The 17,803-nt window shown below is 45.9% G+C and carries 20 protein-coding genes and 1 tRNA gene; 12 read left to right on the plus strand and 9 right to left on the minus strand.

Annotated features, from left to right (window positions below; translation table 11 throughout):
• Positions 1 to 214: 214 nt before the first annotated feature.
• The 5 genes from DN599_RS02385 (at position 215) to DN599_RS02405 (ending at position 4,190) form a co-directional block, all read left to right on the plus strand.
• Positions 215 to 604: a hypothetical protein gene (locus DN599_RS02385; protein ID WP_110456050.1), complete on the plus strand. Its 390-nt coding sequence runs from the start codon at positions 215 to 217 to the stop codon at positions 602 to 604.
• Positions 594 to 1,514 (plus strand): primase-helicase zinc-binding domain-containing protein, encoded by a 921-nt coding sequence (locus DN599_RS02390; protein ID WP_110456051.1) that lies wholly within the window; start codon positions 594 to 596, stop codon positions 1,512 to 1,514. Before DN599_RS02385 ends, DN599_RS02390 begins: the two co-directional genes overlap by 11 nt.
• Positions 1,514 to 2,938 carry a DUF3987 domain-containing protein gene (locus DN599_RS02395; protein ID WP_110456052.1) on the plus strand — a complete coding sequence of 475 codons (1,425 nt, stop codon included), beginning with the start codon at positions 1,514 to 1,516 and terminating at the stop codon, positions 2,936 to 2,938. The genes DN599_RS02390 and DN599_RS02395 overlap by 1 nt, the downstream gene beginning before the upstream one ends.
• Positions 2,939 to 3,333: 395 nt before the next feature.
• Positions 3,334 to 3,588 carry a hypothetical protein gene (locus tag DN599_RS02400; protein WP_110456053.1) on the plus strand — a complete coding sequence of 85 codons (255 nt, stop codon included), beginning with the start codon at positions 3,334 to 3,336 and terminating at the stop codon, positions 3,586 to 3,588.
• Positions 3,589 to 3,728: 140 nt separating this feature from the next.
• A complete protein-coding gene (locus tag DN599_RS02405; RefSeq protein ID WP_110456054.1) occupies positions 3,729 to 4,190 on the plus strand; it encodes an ankyrin repeat domain-containing protein in 462 nt (153 codons plus the stop codon).
• Here DN599_RS02405 and DN599_RS18605 read toward each other — a convergent pair.
• From DN599_RS18605 to rpsU, 6 genes are all read right to left on the minus strand, one after another.
• Positions 4,149 to 4,523, minus strand: coding sequence for a hypothetical protein (locus DN599_RS18605; RefSeq protein ID WP_162599137.1), 375 nt, complete (start codon positions 4,521 to 4,523; stop codon positions 4,149 to 4,151). The genes DN599_RS02405 and DN599_RS18605 overlap by 42 nt on opposite strands.
• Positions 4,524 to 4,696: 173 nt before the next feature.
• Positions 4,697 to 4,773 (minus strand) — tRNA-Ile (locus DN599_RS02410).
• A 196-nt stretch (positions 4,774 to 4,969) separates the two neighbouring features.
• Complete coding sequence (gene rpoD, locus DN599_RS02415) at positions 4,970 to 6,808, minus strand: RNA polymerase sigma factor RpoD (RefSeq protein WP_204165087.1); 1,839 nt, start codon at positions 6,806 to 6,808, stop codon at positions 4,970 to 4,972.
• Positions 6,809 to 6,934: 126 nt separating this feature from the next.
• Positions 6,935 to 8,662, minus strand: coding sequence for a DNA primase (dnaG, locus tag DN599_RS02420; RefSeq protein ID WP_110456056.1), 1,728 nt, complete (start codon positions 8,660 to 8,662; stop codon positions 6,935 to 6,937).
• 97 nt (positions 8,663 to 8,759) lie between these two features.
• Positions 8,760 to 9,203 carry a GatB/YqeY domain-containing protein gene (locus DN599_RS02425; protein WP_110456057.1) on the minus strand — a complete coding sequence of 148 codons (444 nt, stop codon included), beginning with the start codon at positions 9,201 to 9,203 and terminating at the stop codon, positions 8,760 to 8,762.
• Between the two features lie 6 nt (positions 9,204 to 9,209).
• Positions 9,210 to 9,425 (minus strand): 30S ribosomal protein S21, encoded by a 216-nt coding sequence (gene rpsU, locus DN599_RS02430; RefSeq protein ID WP_006080725.1) that lies wholly within the window; start codon positions 9,423 to 9,425, stop codon positions 9,210 to 9,212.
• Positions 9,426 to 9,749: 324 nt separating this feature from the next.
• Between rpsU and tsaD the strand changes: the two genes are divergently transcribed.
• The gene (tsaD, locus tag DN599_RS02435; RefSeq protein ID WP_110456058.1) at positions 9,750 to 10,763 is read left to right on the plus strand and encodes a tRNA (adenosine(37)-N6)-threonylcarbamoyltransferase complex transferase subunit TsaD; all 1,014 of its coding nucleotides are present in this window, start codon (positions 9,750 to 9,752) and stop codon (positions 10,761 to 10,763) included.
• Between the two features lie 43 nt (positions 10,764 to 10,806).
• Here tsaD and plsY read toward each other — a convergent pair whose 3' ends face one another.
• Complete coding sequence (gene plsY / locus DN599_RS02440) at positions 10,807 to 11,418, minus strand: glycerol-3-phosphate 1-O-acyltransferase PlsY (protein ID WP_110456059.1); 612 nt, start codon at positions 11,416 to 11,418, stop codon at positions 10,807 to 10,809.
• A gap of 296 nt (positions 11,419 to 11,714) precedes the next feature.
• Between plsY and folB the strand changes: the two genes are divergently transcribed.
• The 6 genes from folB to DN599_RS02470 all read left to right on the plus strand — a co-directional run bounded on the left by folB (position 11,715) and on the right by DN599_RS02470 (position 15,603).
• Positions 11,715 to 12,068, plus strand: a complete 354-nt coding sequence (gene folB, locus DN599_RS02445; RefSeq protein WP_110456060.1) for a dihydroneopterin aldolase — start codon at positions 11,715 to 11,717, stop codon at positions 12,066 to 12,068.
• A 4-nt stretch (positions 12,069 to 12,072) separates the two neighbouring features.
• Positions 12,073 to 12,564, plus strand: a complete 492-nt coding sequence (gene folK / locus DN599_RS02450; RefSeq protein WP_110456061.1) for a 2-amino-4-hydroxy-6-hydroxymethyldihydropteridine diphosphokinase — start codon at positions 12,073 to 12,075, stop codon at positions 12,562 to 12,564.
• A 22-nt stretch (positions 12,565 to 12,586) separates the two neighbouring features.
• The gene (locus DN599_RS02455; protein ID WP_110456062.1) at positions 12,587 to 13,387 is read left to right on the plus strand and encodes an undecaprenyl-diphosphate phosphatase; all 801 of its coding nucleotides are present in this window, start codon (positions 12,587 to 12,589) and stop codon (positions 13,385 to 13,387) included.
• A 35-nt stretch (positions 13,388 to 13,422) separates the two neighbouring features.
• On the plus strand, positions 13,423 to 14,277 hold the full coding sequence (locus DN599_RS02460; RefSeq protein ID WP_110456063.1) for a methyltransferase domain-containing protein: 855 nt from the start codon (positions 13,423 to 13,425) through the stop codon (positions 14,275 to 14,277).
• 99 nt (positions 14,278 to 14,376) lie between these two features.
• Positions 14,377 to 15,318, plus strand: a complete 942-nt coding sequence (locus tag DN599_RS02465; RefSeq protein ID WP_110456064.1) for a L,D-transpeptidase family protein — start codon at positions 14,377 to 14,379, stop codon at positions 15,316 to 15,318.
• A 45-nt stretch (positions 15,319 to 15,363) separates the two neighbouring features.
• Positions 15,364 to 15,603: a hypothetical protein gene (locus DN599_RS02470; protein WP_110456065.1), complete on the plus strand. Its 240-nt coding sequence runs from the start codon at positions 15,364 to 15,366 to the stop codon at positions 15,601 to 15,603.
• A gap of 482 nt (positions 15,604 to 16,085) precedes the next feature.
• Here the strand turns inward: DN599_RS02470 and DN599_RS02475 are convergent, their stop codons facing one another.
• Together DN599_RS02475 and DN599_RS02480 are read right to left on the minus strand one after the other, a co-directional pair.
• On the minus strand, positions 16,086 to 16,352 hold the full coding sequence (locus tag DN599_RS02475; RefSeq protein WP_110456066.1) for an Lpp/OprI family alanine-zipper lipoprotein: 267 nt from the start codon (positions 16,350 to 16,352) through the stop codon (positions 16,086 to 16,088).
• Between the two features lie 188 nt (positions 16,353 to 16,540).
• Complete coding sequence (locus DN599_RS02480) at positions 16,541 to 17,800, minus strand: multifunctional CCA addition/repair protein (RefSeq protein WP_110456067.1); 1,260 nt, start codon at positions 17,798 to 17,800, stop codon at positions 16,541 to 16,543.
• Positions 17,801 to 17,803: the final 3 nt, after the last annotated feature.

A 17,803-nucleotide genomic window follows, 5' to 3' on the forward strand; every position in this document is an offset into this window, starting at 1 on the left:
AAACGAGGCTTTTAGATATGACAAACCATCTTCAGACACTACTATCAATTAAAATGATCTGCGAGTTAATTAACAGAGACAGGCGCACCCTTTGGGTTTGGGTGAGGGATGGGCGTTTTCCTCAGCCATTAAAACATAATGGCAGAACATTAGGGTGGACTGTGAAGCAATATGATGATTGGCTAGAAAGTCTATCCGCAGGGGGGATTCAATCATGAGCCATCTCTCCCCCGAGCAAAGTAAAGAAAAAGGCTGCGCCCAATCCTGCAAGATCCGCGCAGCCTCTTTTAACCACGCTATAGCAAATAACAATGGCTTGCCAGACTATAAAACAATCTCAGGTTACAAGCTACCCGAGAAAGTGAGCAGCGTGGCGAGAGGTTACATTGAACGCCAAATGCTAAGAATGGTGTATCAACACCCTTACATTAATACCCATCAAATACAGGAGGCGTTAAACATTAGTAACGCCGCGCAGCATTCTAAGAGTCTAAATGAAAGACTCATGCTGCTGGGGTATCGCATCGCCAAGTACTCGCTAAGAGGTCATAGACGTGTGTGGCAATGGGTATTACAGCAAGAGGTGATAAAAAATGAGCCGTAATACTATCACTTCTTTAATGGCAGTCGCCAATGGGCGTTGGCTTTCAATTCTTAATGGTTTAGGGCTAAGTATTTGTGGCCATAAACACCAGTCTTGCCCTGTTTGCGGGGGCAAAGACCGCTTTCGTTTTGACGATAAAGACGGGCGTGGTACATGGTTTTGCAACCAGTGTGAGCCTAACTGCGGCGATGGTTTGGCATTGGTGAGCCATGCCTTTGGTGTTAAACCCTATCAGGCGGCCTGTATGGTCGCCCCCCTTGTGGGGCTTGATATGGGGCAAACCATCGATGAAACCAAGTTAGCGCAACAACAGCAACGCGCGGAAGCACAGCAAAGGCAACAGCAGCAACAAGTACTAATAAAACAACAACAGGCAGCAAAGCTAGCTAGTGACATTGCACGTAAATACTGCCAAATAGCCATGCCAGATAACGGGTATCTACAGACAAAAAACGTCAAGCCGTTTGGCAGTTTACAGCTAAAACAAACCGTGAAAGTGAACGGTAAACCCTTGGATGCGGGAACGCTGGTTATCCCAGTTTTTACCCTGATAGGTTTAAGTAGCTTGCAATTTATTACCGCCGATGGCCGTAAAACATTCCTTGCTGGAGGACAAATTAAGGGAGGCATGTTTCCGCTCTGTGACCGAGTAATAGCTGATGGCGTTATTTACATTGGCGAAGGCTTTGCAACTTGCGCCGCCGTTGCTGAGGATAGACCCCTTAGTCATGTTATTTGTGCATTTAATGCGGGGGGGTTAGTCGGGGTAGCACTGGCGGTGAGGCGTTCACGGCCTCATGCAGAGATCATTATCCTTGCAGATAATGACCGTAGCGGAGCAGGCGAGCATTACGCCAAAATGGCCGCCATAGCTGCTAATGGCAGTTACATTATGCCGAGGGCCTGCTAATGAATGATCATGTAAAAAGCATTGATTTTGCGGATACCCAAGGGCGAAATCAGCTCGACAGCTTAACCCCTATAAGGCCGTTTGCTGGTGGAAGTCATGACCGAAACATGCCTAAAGCTCCGCTATTGGACTTGGCTGCAATTGCTAATAACTATGCGCTGGTTAAATTCGGAGCTGAAATTGCGAGGTTTTATCAGTTCCCGCCTAACACAGCAATTTTATCGGTACTGGGCATATTTTCAGGCTATGCAGGGCTGAAATACTGTGTGCAATATCCTAATGGGACAAGACTCCCTATCGGGCTTTATGTGGTGGGAGAGCAGCCACCCGCAGCGGCAAAAAGTTCGGTATTGAGGGCGGCTACAACGCCTTGTCTTAAAGCCATCCAAGACTTGAATCAAAAACGCAGAGAAGTCGCAACGGATGACGAGCCCGCAAAAGTACTCAGGATCTTAGGTTCTAATACGACCCCTGAGGCACTAGAGGCTGATTTTACCAAAGTAAATGATGGCTATTTCTCACTGGCGAGTGCAGAACAAGGGCTTAGTGATGTGTTGCTAGGGCTAACCAGTGACCGCAAAGCAGATAATGACCTGTTACTGAAAGGCTTTAACGGCGAATGGCACAGTTCTAGTCGTATAACGCGCCAAGGCTATCAGGGCTTTGTACATGGTGCGGTAACACTATTGGCGCAGCCAAACAGTATAGATACCATTCTTGCCAAGAGTAACGGCACAGGCATAGCCGAGCGTTTCTTAATGGTGAGCGAGCCTACATTATTAGGTAAAAGAAAGTTTGGGCAAGGAAGGCCCGCCCCCATGAATGGCAACTTACGCAATGATTTTGATAAGGCTGTCACTGATATTGCGAGTTGGCTATTAGATACAAATCATCTGCCAGCAATTGATAATTTAGTTAGTTTGGAGATAGAGCCCAAAGGCTGGCAAGCAATAGCAGATAAGCAACAGGAAATTGAACCTCTGTTAGCGGATGGGGCGTTTTATTCTCATGGTATTTTGCGTGGTATCTTCGGCAAAATTGATATTCAGATCATGAAAATAGCGACAACATTACACGTTGCTGATGTTCTAATGGCTGGTGGCTCTGTGGGAGGGTTTATTCCCTATGCGACAGTGAAAGTCGCTATCAATGTGGCTGAGGCGTTAGCAACCAATGTTAGGTACATCCTAGAAGCTAAAGGGGTAATTGGTAAAACCGCAGAGTGTGAAACGATCTTAAAAATGTTTGAAAATGGTGGCGTAAAGACTGAACGGGAAATTATCCAAAGTCGCAGCAGGGTTGCACCTTTCAAGGCAATGACAGGCAACAAATCAGACGCGATAAGGAAAGCGTTAAATGAATGTATTGAGCGGGGAGATCTTATCCTGCAAGCAGGTGTAACACCGCGTTATCGTTTGACTTAGTCCTTTGAATGCTGAAATGCCCCCAGCAATGGGGGTTGTATCTGTTGTAAGACTGACAAAAATACCAGAAACAAGCAAAACTATTATTTATCAATGGTTAAGTGTAGTTTTCGTGCTTTTGTTGTGGTGTTGTAGATGTCATGCAATATCAGCCTACTCGTTAGTATTGATAAATGCCTACAACATCCACAACATTACAACTGTCATTATAAAGTTCTTTAGTAACAGATATTTAATTGTCATATGAGATTACAACTACTACAACTCGTCATTGCCGATAAGTCAGACACCATAAAAGCAAAGGCTAGTAAAACGCCTCAAGCTAGACAGTTTTAAAACCAGTACGCGCGGGCATGGTAAAATAGACACTTATCGGACATCACAAGGGGCGCGTTATGTACCCGTCTAAATTCGACAGTTCAACACTCATAGCAACGGCTGAGTATTTGGCAGTTGATAGGCCTTTCCCTAGCTTTCAGCGTCTAGCAAATGCGTTAGGCGTGACCAGAGCAACTATCTACAACTGGCGAGCGACCAAGCCAGATTTTGAAACCCTGTGCCAACATATTCTGTTAAAGCAGGCGCTATGGAACAGTGCGATCACACAAGCAGAATTTGACCACGCTGTTTTGGCCTTATACCAAAGTTGACATGGTTTTCCCCCTGTCACTAGGCGCGGAAAAATGGCTTGTTTTAAGGCTTTCTTATGTTCGTAGCCTGATAGCAAAAGTGTTGAATCATTTAAGTACTAGTGCTCTATTGTGTTTACGAAAACAAAACGGAGAAGTATATGATCGGATTCAGTCGCTTTTTAGCTTGGGTTTATTTGGTAAGTAGCATCGTTGTAGCCGTAGTGGTCATAACTAATTACGGCAGGCCTCAAGAGGTTGGTGTGGGGATTGGCATTGGATTATTGGTGCAAGGGCTAACTATTTTTTGTCTTTTGATGCTGGTGGCTAAAATAGCTGAGAACACTCAGCAGGCTCAAGTAGAAGTTAATGAATCAGTGGAGAGAGTCATAGAACCTAAGGAAGCTGAGCCAATTCAAAAAGATTCAATTGATGTTCCTGTTGGACAATTGCATCAAGCAGTTTGGCAAGGTAATTACATATTGGCGAAAAAGTTAATCCAACTTGGAGCAGACATTCAGGCTAAACGCGAATTCGATGGAAAAACACCAATGGAGTTGGCTGTTGAAAGAGGAGATCAGTTAGTTATCAAGTTGCTGGTTAGTTATGGTGCTAAGGCGTAAAGTTTTTAGATGCTCATTTCGAGCTAAATCCATTTTTTCAATTAGTTCAGTTTGCAATACTTCTCCAGTCTTAACATTAAATAAGATTGGAGATAGGGAGCATGAGCAGCCTTCTACATTTTCAGAATGTGTATAGAAGTCCCTTACCTCATTAGTCGAATAGATGCGCCCATGCCTTTCAACATGAGAAACTTTTGAGGAGGGGCTTAACGCACTCCACCACAAAACGCCCATTTTCCAGTCTGAATCGTCATAAACAGTGGTATTCATTGAGTCTGTGCTATCTAAAGTCGCTAATCTCATTTTTAAAAGCTGATTGTCATTTTGCTTCATATTAGAACCCCATCATATTTGATAAATAAAGTAGTTTGTATGAAGAATTAAAGCGAGCCTATCAAGACATTTTCTAATGCGACTTGGAACACTACAGCACCCATTACAGCACCCAATGTGTTCAGATAAGAAAAAGGCGTAGTAGGTACTAACCTGCTACGCCTTATCTGAATTGGTGGCCCCTCACAGACTTGAACTGTGGACCTGACGATTATGAGTCGTATGCTCTAACCAACTGAGCTAAGGGGCCGACTTAAGATGGTCGTCACCATCGAAAGCGCTGAGAAGTATACGAGGTTTAATTGCCGTTGTCACCCCAGAATATGGTCCAAATCCCAAGTTTGAATTCAATTGGTTATCTGTTAATCAATCTGATGCTAATCTCCATTGAAAACAAAAAGCCCAGCAAGATGCTGGGCTTTTTGGGGTCGTTAAAATCAGTATGACTACTCGTCGAGAAATGACTTTAAGATCTCTGAGCGAGAAGGGTGACGTAGCTTGCGCAACGCTTTGGCTTCAATCTGACGAATACGCTCACGTGTTACGTCAAATTGCTTGCCCACTTCCTCAAGAGTGTGGTCGGTATTCATATCGATACCGAAACGCATACGCAGTACTTTGGCTTCGCGGGCGGTAAGGCCGGCTAACACTTCGTGAGTAGCGTTTCTTAAGCTTTCGCCAGTCGCCGAATCCAATGGCAGCTCGAGGGTAGTATCCTCGATAAAATCACCTAAGTGCGAATCTTCATCATCACCAATAGGGGTTTCCATTGAGATTGGCTCTTTAGCAATCTTAAGTACCTTACGGATCTTATCTTCAGGCATTAACATGCGCTCGGCCAACTCTTCTGGTGAAGGTTCGCGCCCCATCTCTTGTAGCATTTGACGAGAGATACGGTTGAGTTTGTTAATGGTTTCAATCATATGCACTGGAATACGGATCGTTCTTGCTTGGTCAGCAATAGAGCGAGTGATCGCTTGACGGATCCACCATGTTGCATAAGTTGAGAACTTATAGCCACGACGATATTCAAACTTATCAACGGCTTTCATCAAACCTATGTTACCTTCTTGGATCAGATCCAAGAATTGTAAACCACGGTTAGTGTACTTTTTCGCGATAGAGATAACCAAACGTAGGTTGGCTTCAACCATCTCTTTTTTCGCCCGGCGAGCCTTAGCTTCACCGATTGACATACGACGGTTAATATCTTTGATCGCGGCAATTGCTAGGCCGGTTTCATTTTCAATCGCATCAAGCTTAGCGCGGCAACGTCGTACATCGTCGGCAACCATAGCTAAACCTTCTGAATAAGGTTTCTTAGCGGCGATCTCATCGTTAAACCAGTCGATGCTACTTTCGTTAGAAGTATATACTTTAACGAAGTTTTTCTTTGGCATCTTGGCTTGTTCAACACACAACTTCATGATTAGGCGTTCTTGAACACGCACTTTGTCCATCATTTCACGCATGCTTTTAACAAGGCGATCGAACTGTTTTGGAACTAGGCGGAACTCTTTAAAGATTTCGCCAATTTCAAATAACGCCTTGGTCGATTCTGGATGCTCACGGCCTTTTTCGGTAATGATTTTTAATGCGCGTTCATGGGCTTCGCGAAGTTGAGTGAAACGCTCGCGCGCTTCTTCAGGATCTGGCCCTTTCGGGGTATCATCCTCTTCATCTTCACTATCCTCATCATCGTCGTCATCTTCGTCATCGAGTTCGTCATCTGAGAGTTCCGAGCCAATGTGTGTTGCTGTTGGGGCAACATCTTCAGCATTGGGGTCCACAAATCCAGAGATTATGTCTGATAGTCTGACTTCTTCAGCTTCATAGCGGTCGTATTGCTCAAGGATCATGGCGATCGCTTTAGGATACTCAGCTACAGAGGCTTGAACGGTATTGATGCCTTCTTCAATACGCTTAGCGATAACAATCTCGCCTTCGCGGGTCAGAAGTTCTACCGTGCCCATTTCACGCATGTACATGCGCACAGGGTCTGTCGTACGTCCGAGTTCAGCCTCTACCGTAGCCAGTGCTGCGGCAGCTTCTTCGGCAGCATCCTCATCGGTGCTGTCTTCAGACATCATGATCTCATCGGCATCCGGCGCCTGCTCGTAGACGCGAATACCCATGTCATTAATCATCTGGATAATATCTTCGATCTGGTCAGAATCGACCATATCTGCAGGTAAGTGATCGTTCACTTCTGCATAGGTTAAATAACCTTGCTCTTTACCTTTGGCAAGCAACAATTTAAGTTGCGACTGCGGAGTATGCTCCATAGATATCATCCAAGTTGGGTAACTGTTACAACGACGGACAAACGAGTGCCGCGCAAATCGTCAATTATAGCCTTGTGTGTAGCGCTGTGCTAGCCCAAGTCATTACTTTAAGACAAATTTTGCCTTTTAAGCCTGACCCTGTATCACAGCAATGAGCTTTTTTAATTGCATCCGCTCTTCTTTAGTATGGTGCTGTTTTAAGCTCAATTCCTGATATCGTTGTTCAATGTATTGATTGTTTAACCATATCAGGGCTTTTTTGAACTCTTGCTGCAAATTTTCATCCGCCACTTGATGTTCCCATTGGGTCAATTTTTTCAGGGTGCCTAATTGGTCATCACCTCTGAATTGTTCAAGTAGTTGTGCGCTGTTTATCTTGTTGGCTCGAGTTCGGTCTAATAAGAGGGTCAGCAAATCGATGCCGGCCATCTTGATATGTTTTAGCGCTGGTTGCTCTGGTAATCCGTTACCTAAGCTGGGATCTTGTACTAACAGTGCGATGGCTAGTCGCAATGGTGTTCCACGTCCCTTGAGCGCTTTATTGTGCAGCGTTTGACTCTGTTTGGTTGCTTTAAAACCGAGTTTTCGTTGCAGCTCTTCCGCACTGTTCATGCCGAGCTTATAGGCTAGATTTTCTAGTAATAAACTTTGCAGAACAGTATCTTGTACTTTTTCTATCAGCATCATGGCTTGTTTTGCCAAGGTGCCTTTATCTGTGCCATAGCGGCTGGCTAAGGTATCGAATAAAAATTCGGGTAATAGTTTAGCCTCAGTAACTAATTGTTCAAATGCCGGCTTGCCAATTTGTCTGACCATAGAATCAGGGTCTTCGCCTTGAGGCAAGAACATAAACTTGACCTGATCGCCAGGTTTTAACAGCGGTAGCGCCGTTTCTAATGCGCGCCAGGCAGCTTCGATACCCGCTTTATCGCCGTCATAACAGCAAACGACTTCCTTAGCACTACGTAACAGTAACTGAAATTGCTCTGCCGTTGTTGATGTACCGAGCGATGCTACGGCGTAATCCACATCAAACTGAGCCAATGCCACCACGTCCATGTAGCCCTCAACGATTAATATCTGCTGCGGGTCTCTGTGACGTTGCTTTAGCTCATATAAGCCGTATAGCTCATACCCTTTATGAAATATGGGCGTTTCTGGCGAATTCAAGTACTTTGGCGTGCCATCACCGAGGACACGTCCACCAAAGCCGATAACTCTGCCACGTCTATCACGGATCGGAAACATCAGTCTGTCACGGAACCTGTCGTAACGTTTGCCATTATCGTTTTCGATCACCATTCCAGCGGTGAGCAGTTTATCTTGTGAATCTTGGTTGTGCCGATAACGACTGAGTAACCCATCCCAGCCGTCGGGCGCAAAGCCAATATTGAAGTGGTTAATCACTTCATCAGACAAACCTCGATGGCTTAAATAATCGAGCACTTTTTGTTTATCTGGGTGTTGTCTCAATTGGCTTTGAAAAAACAGGCTGGCCTCATCCAATAACTGGTAGAGGTCGCGACTCAAGCCTTCATCACGGCGTTTACCCGTGCCTTGTTCTCTGGGAACTTCTAAGCCTAATTGGCCTGCAAGTTCTTCTATCGCATCGACAAAGTCTAATCTGTCATATTCCATGACAAAGTCGATAGCATTGCCATGAGCACCGCAGCCAAAACAGTGGTAAAACTGTTTGTCTCTGCTAACAGTAAAGGACGGGGATTTTTCGCTATGAAACGGGCAACAGGCAGAATGATTTTTCCCCGCCTTTTTCAGGGGGACTTTAGCATCGATAAGGTCGACTATATCGGTGCGAGCTACAAGCTCATTGATAAAATCACGAGGTATCGCCATTGGTATATAAATGCCGCCTTTTCGCGAAAAAAAACTGAAAGAGTACAAACAAACAAGCCGTGCTTTAGCACGGCTCATTCATACATTGAACACTAAGTTACTGAAGCTTAGCCTTAATCATGGCGCCAATAGCCGCCATGTCAGCTCGTCCTTGTACCTTAGGTTTCAACGCTCCCATTACTTTGCCCATATCCGCCATGGATGATGCACCGACCTCTTGGACCGTTGCATCTACTAGCTTAGCGACCTCTTCTTGTGAAAGAGGTTTCGGCAGGAAAGTTTCAAGTACTTGAATCTCACTTGCTTCAGCATCGGCTAGTTCGTCGCGACCCGCTGCGCTATATTGCGCAATAGAATCACGACGCTGTTTAACCATTTTGGTTAAGACAGCTATGGCTTGATCATCATTCAGAGATTCGCGGGTATCCACTTCAATCTGTTTGATGGCTGCCAGTGCCATACGAATAGTTCCCAAGCGCACCTTATCTTTGGCGCGCATGGCATCTTTCATTTGGTCTTTTAGCTGATCAATTAGGCTCATAAGAGATTAGTATAAACGTACGCGACGCGCATTTTCACGAGAAAGCTTCTTAGCAAGACGCTTAACTGCTGCGGCTTTAGCACGTTTACGTGCAGTAGTTGGCTTCTCGTAAAATTCACGAGCACGAACGTCGGCTAAGATACCAGCTTTTTCACAAGAGCGCTTGAAACGACGTAAAGCTACGTCAAATGGTTCATTTTCACGTACTTTAATAATTGGCATACGCCATCACCCCTTAGGTGTAGGTTGTATTGAGTTAATTAATTAACTCAAGTTAATTTAAAAATGGTGCGGAATTCTATACCGACTACCAATAGTTTGTAAACCCCTTTGTAGCGATCCTATGTGCGATCTTTACTCGGTGTTTAGATCAAGTTTAGCACTGGACGCTGGACTTGGTGAGTCCTGAGCCCTGATATAGCGTGATAATCGACCATTATAACGCCGTCGCGGCAAAGGGGGAAGAGGGAGGCTATTTATCGATTGGTATAATTGCCACAGAGCAGGTAAAATTGGCCGCCACTTCATTTAGGTAGACAGGAAACGATGCGAGTTATAGGTATAGAGACATCTTGTGATGAAACCGGTATTGCCGTTTATGACGACGAGAAAGGGCTTTTATCTCATACACTTTACAGTCAGGTTAAGTTACACGCCGATTATGGTGGGGTGGTTCCTGAGCTGGCCTCGCGCGATCATGTCCGTAAAATAGTGCCGTTGATAAAGCAAGCATTAGCCGATGCTAACTGCACCCAAGATGATATTGACGGTATTGCTTACACTAAAGGCCCGGGTTTAGTCGGTGCCTTACTCGTCGGTGCTTGTGTTGGCCGAGCGTTGGCCTTTGCTTGGGGGAAACCCGCTGTGGGCGTTCATCATATGGAAGGGCATTTACTCGCGCCTATGCTCGAAGATAATGTGCCTGAATTTCCCTTTTTGGCCTTGTTGGTCTCAGGGGGCCATTCAATGATGGTCGCGGTTGAAGGCATAGGTCGTTACCAGGTGCTGGGCGAATCGGTTGATGATGCTGCCGGTGAGGCGTTTGATAAAACCGCCAAGCTGATGGGCTTAGATTACCCCGGAGGCCCAAGATTGGCAAAATTGGCCGCTCAAGGACTGCCTAATTGTTATCGTTTTCCACGCCCTATGACAGATCGTCCAGGGCTTGATTTTAGTTTTTCAGGGCTGAAAACTTTTGCCGCCAATACGATTGCCGCCGAGCCTGATGATGAGCAGACTCGCGCGAATATTGCCCGCGCATTTGAAGAGGCTGTGGTTGATACCTTAGCCATCAAGTGTAAGCGCGCGCTTAAGCAAACTGGGTATAACCGCTTAGTGATAGCCGGAGGTGTGAGTGCCAATAGCCGCTTAAGGGCATCATTAGCACAAATGATGCAAGATCTTGGTGGGCAAGTTTATTATCCACGTGGTGAATTCTGTACCGATAATGGTGCGATGATCGCCTATGCGGGTATGCAGCGTTTAAAAGCTGGCCAGATAGAAGATTTAGCTGTTAAAGGTATGCCACGCTGGCCGTTAGATTCATTACCGCCAGTCTAGTTGTGCCGTTAGCCTGTGAATAGCCCAGTACAAAGTAGCCCTTTTACTGGGCTTTTTCTTTCTTTTTACGCGACACTTTCGATTCTTCTCCCTTTAACAGGCGAGCGATATTTTCTCGATGGCGGATCACGATTAACATGGACAACATGGCTACGGGGATGGTGAAGCGGTCGTCGAAATACCAAGTATACAGAGGTGCTAAAAAAGCGGTCATAATGGCCGCTAAGGATGAATAACGGCAGATAATGACTAAGATTATCCATGTCACCATTAAAGCCAGTGATAGGTCAGCACCGATAGGGGCCATGGCGCCAAAGGCGGTGGCAACCCCTTTTCCACCTTTAAACTTAAAAAAGATAGGGAAGATATGTCCTAGGCAGGCGCTGATAGCGATAATGCCTAAGGGGACTGCATCGACACCAAGGCGAAAAGCAATGTAAGTAGGAATGGCGCCTTTAAGCATATCGAAGAGCAATACCGTGGCTGCGGCGCTCGCGCCACCAATGCGCAAGACATTGGTCGCGCCAGGGTTACCAGAACCTTCGTTACGGGGGTCGGGTAACCCTCGAAGACGACACACTAGCACTGCACTGGAGATTGAACCGGCCAAGTAGGCGATCAAAATCATCGCTAGGGTCAACAGCGTTAAGCTCAAATTGGTTTCCTTATCCTTCTTAAGGTATTATCGCGACCTAGCATCGAGGCCTCTCATTAACCTTATATTTTACGCACTGGTTGATAGAGCGGTTGTAATGAGCAGCGGGGCGATGTCATCCGTTCTCATAGACCCTGTTTCGATGCCATTACAGCAGCTTATCCTACTTGGGTTTTTAGCTGTACGAAAGGGGTAAACACAGTTATCTGTGCAATTTTGTCATTATATCAAGGTTGGACTCATTAGCTTATTAGACCTCTTTTTGCCAACACTTAATTTGCCTAGCGGGAGGCATTATGGACAAGGTGCTTATTTCACAACTGAAAGTGGAAACAGTGATAGGGATTTATGAGTGGGAAAAGCAGATCCATCAGCAGTTGTTAATCGATCTGGAAATGGCATGGGATAATGGCCCGGCCGCCGACAGCGACGATTACCAATATGCGTTGTGCTATGAAACGGTTTCTAATCGTTTAGTTGAGCTTATTACCGAAAAACCAATTGAACTCATCGAAACCGTTGCCGAAATGTGCGCTAAGTGCGTGATGACGGAGTTTGATGTGCCTTGGGTAAAAGTGAAAGTGATGAAGCCCGGTGCCGTCCCTTCAGCATCCGCTGTCGGCGTAGAAATACAACGAGGTCATCTATAATACTATGGCGCGTATTTTTATTAGTATTGGCAGTAATATTGATGCCGAGCATTATTTTAATGTGGCCCTTAAGGCGTTAACAGATCACTTTTCAAACCTGTGCCTATCGTCGGTATTTGAAAGCGAAGCGGTGGGATTTAAGGGCAGTAATTTTCTCAATATGGTGGTGGCTGGCGACACGCCATTATCTGTAGCGCAAGTGGTTGCGCTGTTTAAACGCATAGAACAAGATAATGGCCGCAGTTTAGGGGCCAAAAAATACAGTCCACGGACCTTAGATCTTGACCTGTTACTGTATGACGACTGGGTGGGTCAAATCCCGGTAGAACTGCCTCGGGCAGAGATCACCACCAATGCTTTTGTACTGTGGCCATTAGCCGAGATCGCGCCGACCTTACTGCATCCCGTCGAGCAACAAACCTACCAAACCTTGTGGGATAACTTTGATAAGTCGCAGCAAAAGCTGTGGCCGATTGAATTTCATTGGTGTTACTAACAATCCATCATAAAGGATAAATATGGATACGTTTCAGGTAATTGTATTGGCACTTATCCAGGGCCTTACGGAGTTTTTACCTATTTCTAGCTCGGCGCATTTAATTCTGCCCGCCCAGCTTTTAGGCTGGCAAGATCAAGGATTAACCTTCGATGTTGCGGTGAATACCGGCTCATTGTTGGCTGTGGTTATCTATTTTCGCCGTGAGTTGTGGTCGATGTTTACCGCTTGGACGGGCAGCATCGCTAGCGGCCAGCAAGATGAGCAAAGCAAACTCGCATGGTGGATTATTTTAGCCACCATTCCCGCGGTGATTGTGGGCTTTACTGCCAAAGGGTTTATCGCCACCCATCTGCGCAATATTGAAGTTATTGCCTTTACCACCATAGTATTTGGTTTGCTACTTTGGTGGGCGGACCGCATGACGCGAGAAGGGTTTAGTGAGTTTCAGGTCGGGTGGAAGAAAGCCCTAGTGATAGGTATCGCCCAAGCGATGGCGTTGATCCCGGGGACGTCGCGTTCTGGTGCCACCATCACCGCCGCCTTGATGTTAGGCTTGAGCCGCGAAGCGGCTGCACGCTTTTCATTTTTAATGTCGGTACCAGTCAGTTTAGGGGCCGCTATTTTAGTGGTTAAAGATCTCATTGAAAGTGGTGAGGCGCTAGACTATCAAGCCTTGGGCTTAGGTACCGTGCTCTCTTTTGTGGCGGCATACCTTTGTATTCATTATTTTCTTAAAATTATTAGCCGCATGGGTATGACACCCTTTGTTATTTATCGCCTAGCGTTAGGTGCAGTGTTGTGTGTGGTGATTTTCGCTTAACGTTTTTATTTACCATGAATTATTAAAGAGATCCCATGAACAGCCATTATTTATGTCCCGTTTGCCAAGCTCAGATGTCGATCCATGAGGCTTCACAAGGGCTACATTGCCCAAAGAAGCATCATTTGGATAAAAATGAGCAGGGGTATTGGGTTTTCAGCCAAGCTAAAAAGCCGCACATGGACTCTCGTCAGGTGATGCGCGCTAAGCGTTTCTTGCTTGAGTCTGGCGTGTTTACTCCGCTGCTAGATGCATTAAAACAGCAGCTGACTTTCGCATTGGCAGAATATGTGACAGACCAAAATGTTGCGGTTAACCACTTAGATTTTGACTGTGGTGACGGCTTTTACTTGCGATCCCTGACCGATACCCTGCAAGGCGTGACAACAAACAGCAGTCAAACAGGCATAGGTGAGGCGGAAAATGCCTTATTTGCGGCGGTTAAAAGTCACCCAGAGGCAACCTACATCGTCAGCCAGTTAAAGCAGCTTCCCTTTGTGGATGAGTGCTTCGATATTGTGACACTTATCGATAAGCCACTTAAAGGCAAAGAGTTGTTACGTGTGCTTAAGCCTAACGGTTTGTTTGTACAGGTTTCACCCGGCCCGCGCCATCTGTGGCAAATTAAGCAGTATCTCTATAAGGATTTAGCCGAAAAACCTGCCGTTCCCACTTTAGCGAAAGGGCTTGAGCTTATCCATCAACAGCGAGTGAGTTTTACGCTTAATGTTACCCCTGATGAGGCGGTGACCCTATTGGAGATGACGCCCTATGCTTGGCGAGCGGCCGATAAGGTGAAGCGGCAGATGTCAACTGGGGACTTTAGCCAACTTGAAGTTGATTTTTACCTTACCCTGAGTCGTAAACAAATGATTGAAAAGGTTAATTAGCCTTATCTAACATTGAGCACTAGAAAATAGGCTTGGCTCAAGGTACCCTTTAACTCATTAAGGTTAGGCCATTAACACCCAAATTAGGAAGTAAAATCGATGATGCGTAAAATGCTGTTGGTCATCTTGTGGTTATTGCCGTGCTATACACTTGCTAATGTGTATTCTTTACCAACCAATGGTGGACGCCTGATTGGTGAGTTACAGACGCATGTGGTTCAGCAGGGAGAGTTTTTTAAGACTATTGCCGCTCAATATAATGTCGGTATTTTAGAGTTAATGGAAACCAACCCTGGGATCGATCCTTTTTTGCCCACGCCTGGCACGGAATTGACCATACCGACACTGATGTTGCTGCCAGATGTTCCGCGTCAAGGTATTGTGATTAATTTGCCAGAACTGCGTCTCTATTATTTCCCCGAAAATGGCCGTGAAGTCCATGTATTTCCGGTCGGTATTGGCCGTGTGGGGCGTGAAACGCCAGAGATGGTGACTAAAATTAAGTCGCGTATTCCTAACCCAAGTTGGACACCGCCGGCCAGTATTCGCGCCGACCATTTACGCGAACGTGGCGAAGTGTTACCGCGCGTGGTGCCAGCCGGGCCCGATAACCCCTTAGGCCAATATGCAATGCAACTCTCTTATGGCGATGGTAGTTATCTGATCCACGGTACCAATAAAGATTTTGGTATCGGTATGCGCGTCAGTGCTGGTTGTATAAGGCTTAACCCCAACGATATTGAGTGGTTATTTAATCAGTCAAAGTATGGCGATAACGTACGAGTGATAAATCAAGCGGTGAAAATATCGGCTGAGCCAGATGGCAGGCATATTATTGAGGTGCATTCGCCATTATCTGAGTCGGAAGATGAGACCAGCAATAAGGTGATCACCTTAAACAGTCAAATGGTACAGTTCATCAGCCAAGATAAGGTCGATAGGGCTAAAGCCAACGATGCCATACTGACTCAAAATGGTATTCCAGTGCTCATCACTCGTGATGACGTAAACAGCTCAGACTTGAGCTGGTCAGGGAATTAATATATAGGTACAGGCCTTGGCAGTTGCTTTGCACTGACTTTAACTGTGGCTCTTGAACATCTGGCAACTCCCAAGATAGCCGGCGCATTAACCGCATTTATACAGGGGGTTGGTTTTATCATCACGGCTGTCATTCCTTATGTTGCTGGAATACTTCGCCAATCGACCGGTAGTTTTCAGGTTGCTTGGTTGATGGTGATCTTCGCTCTGCTGTTGATGCTTATTATCACATCGAGATTTTCCCCAGCAGGCTACGCCAAGGCGATGGAGCCCTATAATGCTTAATGAGGTTCTATTTTGTGCTCGAGTATGGCTGAACTAGGGCTTCAACAATCGTTGGAATTACCGTCACCCCTATGGATGCCTTGGTACAAATTGAGGCCGTTGTTGTTAATGGAGAAGGTACGCCGCCATCAACATAGCGTGGATGTTATTGTCGTTGAGCCACTCTTCAATAACGGTAAGTGAAGTTTGGCTTACATAACATATGACATTTATGGTCGAGGTGAGGGTTTGAAAGGACGCTAGATGCTAACTTTGTATTAGAATCTGCAGGGAGTTTAGTTGTATTAACCGCAAGGTATAGAGGCGCTGGGCGAGTAATGATTGTTATGACTAACGGCTTTGATTCGCTTTGGCTGTGAGAGTCTGGATAACGCCAAAAATTAAGGCTTGGTCTGGTGTGTGTCACGATAAGTGGCACATTTATTCACCATTAACCAAGCCTTGAAAGTTCACTTAAAAAATAAGCTTAACTTTGAGACAAATTACTTCTTGTAAGAAGAAGCGATGTTGTCGATACGGCTGTTAGCACGCTTAGCTTCAGCTTGTGCGTCCATAGCTGCTGCTTTTGCATCTTTAACGTCTGCAGAAAGAGCGCCTTGCTCAGACTTAAGAGAGCTCACTTCAGCAGATAGTTGATCAACCTTGTTGCCTAGGTTTGCAACGCTTTCTTCTAGAGCAGTAGTGTTTGCACAACCACCAAGAAGGGCCGTCATTGCTACGCCAGCAAGCATAAGTACTTTTTTGTTCATGGGAAATCCCTTTAGAGTGTGTTGGATTTAAGTGGAGCAGTTGAAACTCAACTGCAACCAGTTAATTATGTCATAGCTATATTATTTTGCTATGAATTTTCGTGTTTACCTTGCAATACAATATCTCACGAGTTACCAAAAGCAAGACTCTGTGGATAATTTCTGTCAATTTTGATCCTTGATCACCATCAATCAATCTTATGTGAGTGCTCGGTATCCTTTTTGGGATGTTTAACTTTATACTTTGTAATAATTTCAATGCGCTGGCGCTGTAGTTCGGTTTTGATGTCGGCCCCAGTAAAACCTGCATTGATAATGGGTTTTATAGCAACGTTTTGTGCCGCCTCAAAGCAGTCTAGTAAGTATTGAGCCTGCGGGTAGTCGTGCTCTTCAAATCCGCTACGGCCTTTCATGTCGGCCTCACAGGCAATCAACAGTTGAGATAACCGCTGTGGCTTGCGCCAGAGATCGGCTTTGTCGAATATTTTGACTATAGTTTGCGGCTTTAGCTCAAAAGCTTGATGTACATTTTGATGTTGATCGCTCACCAGTAAAGCCAGATCGCGATATTCATTAGGCACCCTAATGCGTGTGCACAGCGCCCTGATCGGCGTCAATCCTTTTTGTCCATGGCCGTGATGCTTCGGCAGTAGTTCTGGCGGCGTAAGGGCTTTGCCTAAGTCGTGTACTAGGGCGGCGAAGCGGATAGCGGGTTCTGGTGATAACTTTGCGGCTTGTTCGAGTACCATCATGGTGTGCACGCCAGTATCGATCTCAGGGTGCCACTTCACTGGTTGGGGGACACCAAATAGAGCATCAATTTCGGGGAATAAAATAGGTAGCGCAGCGCACTGGCGCAATACTTCAAAAAACACTTGCGGGGCATCGGTTGCCAGTGCCTTGTCTAATTCTAAAAATACCCGTTCTGGGGTTAATGTGTCGAGTTCGCCGCTGCGACTGATCTGCTGCATCAGCGCCATGGTTTCTGGCGCAACACTAAAGCCTAAATGGTGAAAACGGGCGGCGAAACGGGCCACTCGTAACACACGCAGTGGGTCTTCGACAAAGGCCGCCGACACATGGCGCAGTAAACGCAGTTCTATGTCGCGTTGGCCGCCATAAGGGTCGACGAGGGTACCATCTTCATCTTGTGCGATAGCATTAATGGTTAAGTCGCGGCGCAGCAGATCTTCTTCCAGGGTGACATCGGGGGCGGCGTAACAACTAAAGCCACCGTAGCCAGCGCCCGTTTTACGTTCGGTGCGCGCTAAGGCATATTCTTGTTGGGTTTTGGGGTGCAGAAATACCGGGAAATCTTTACCCACTTGATTGTAACCTTGAGCCAGCATCTGCTCTGGCGTCGCACCGACCACCATGTAATCACGATCTTTGATGGGCAGTTGCAGTAATTGGTCACGGACGGCGCCGCCTACGAGATAAATTTTCACCAG

It is taken from the genome of Shewanella algidipiscicola (assembly GCF_900380485.1).
In the GTDB taxonomy this organism is placed as follows: domain Bacteria; phylum Pseudomonadota; class Gammaproteobacteria; order Enterobacterales; family Shewanellaceae; genus Shewanella; species Shewanella algidipiscicola.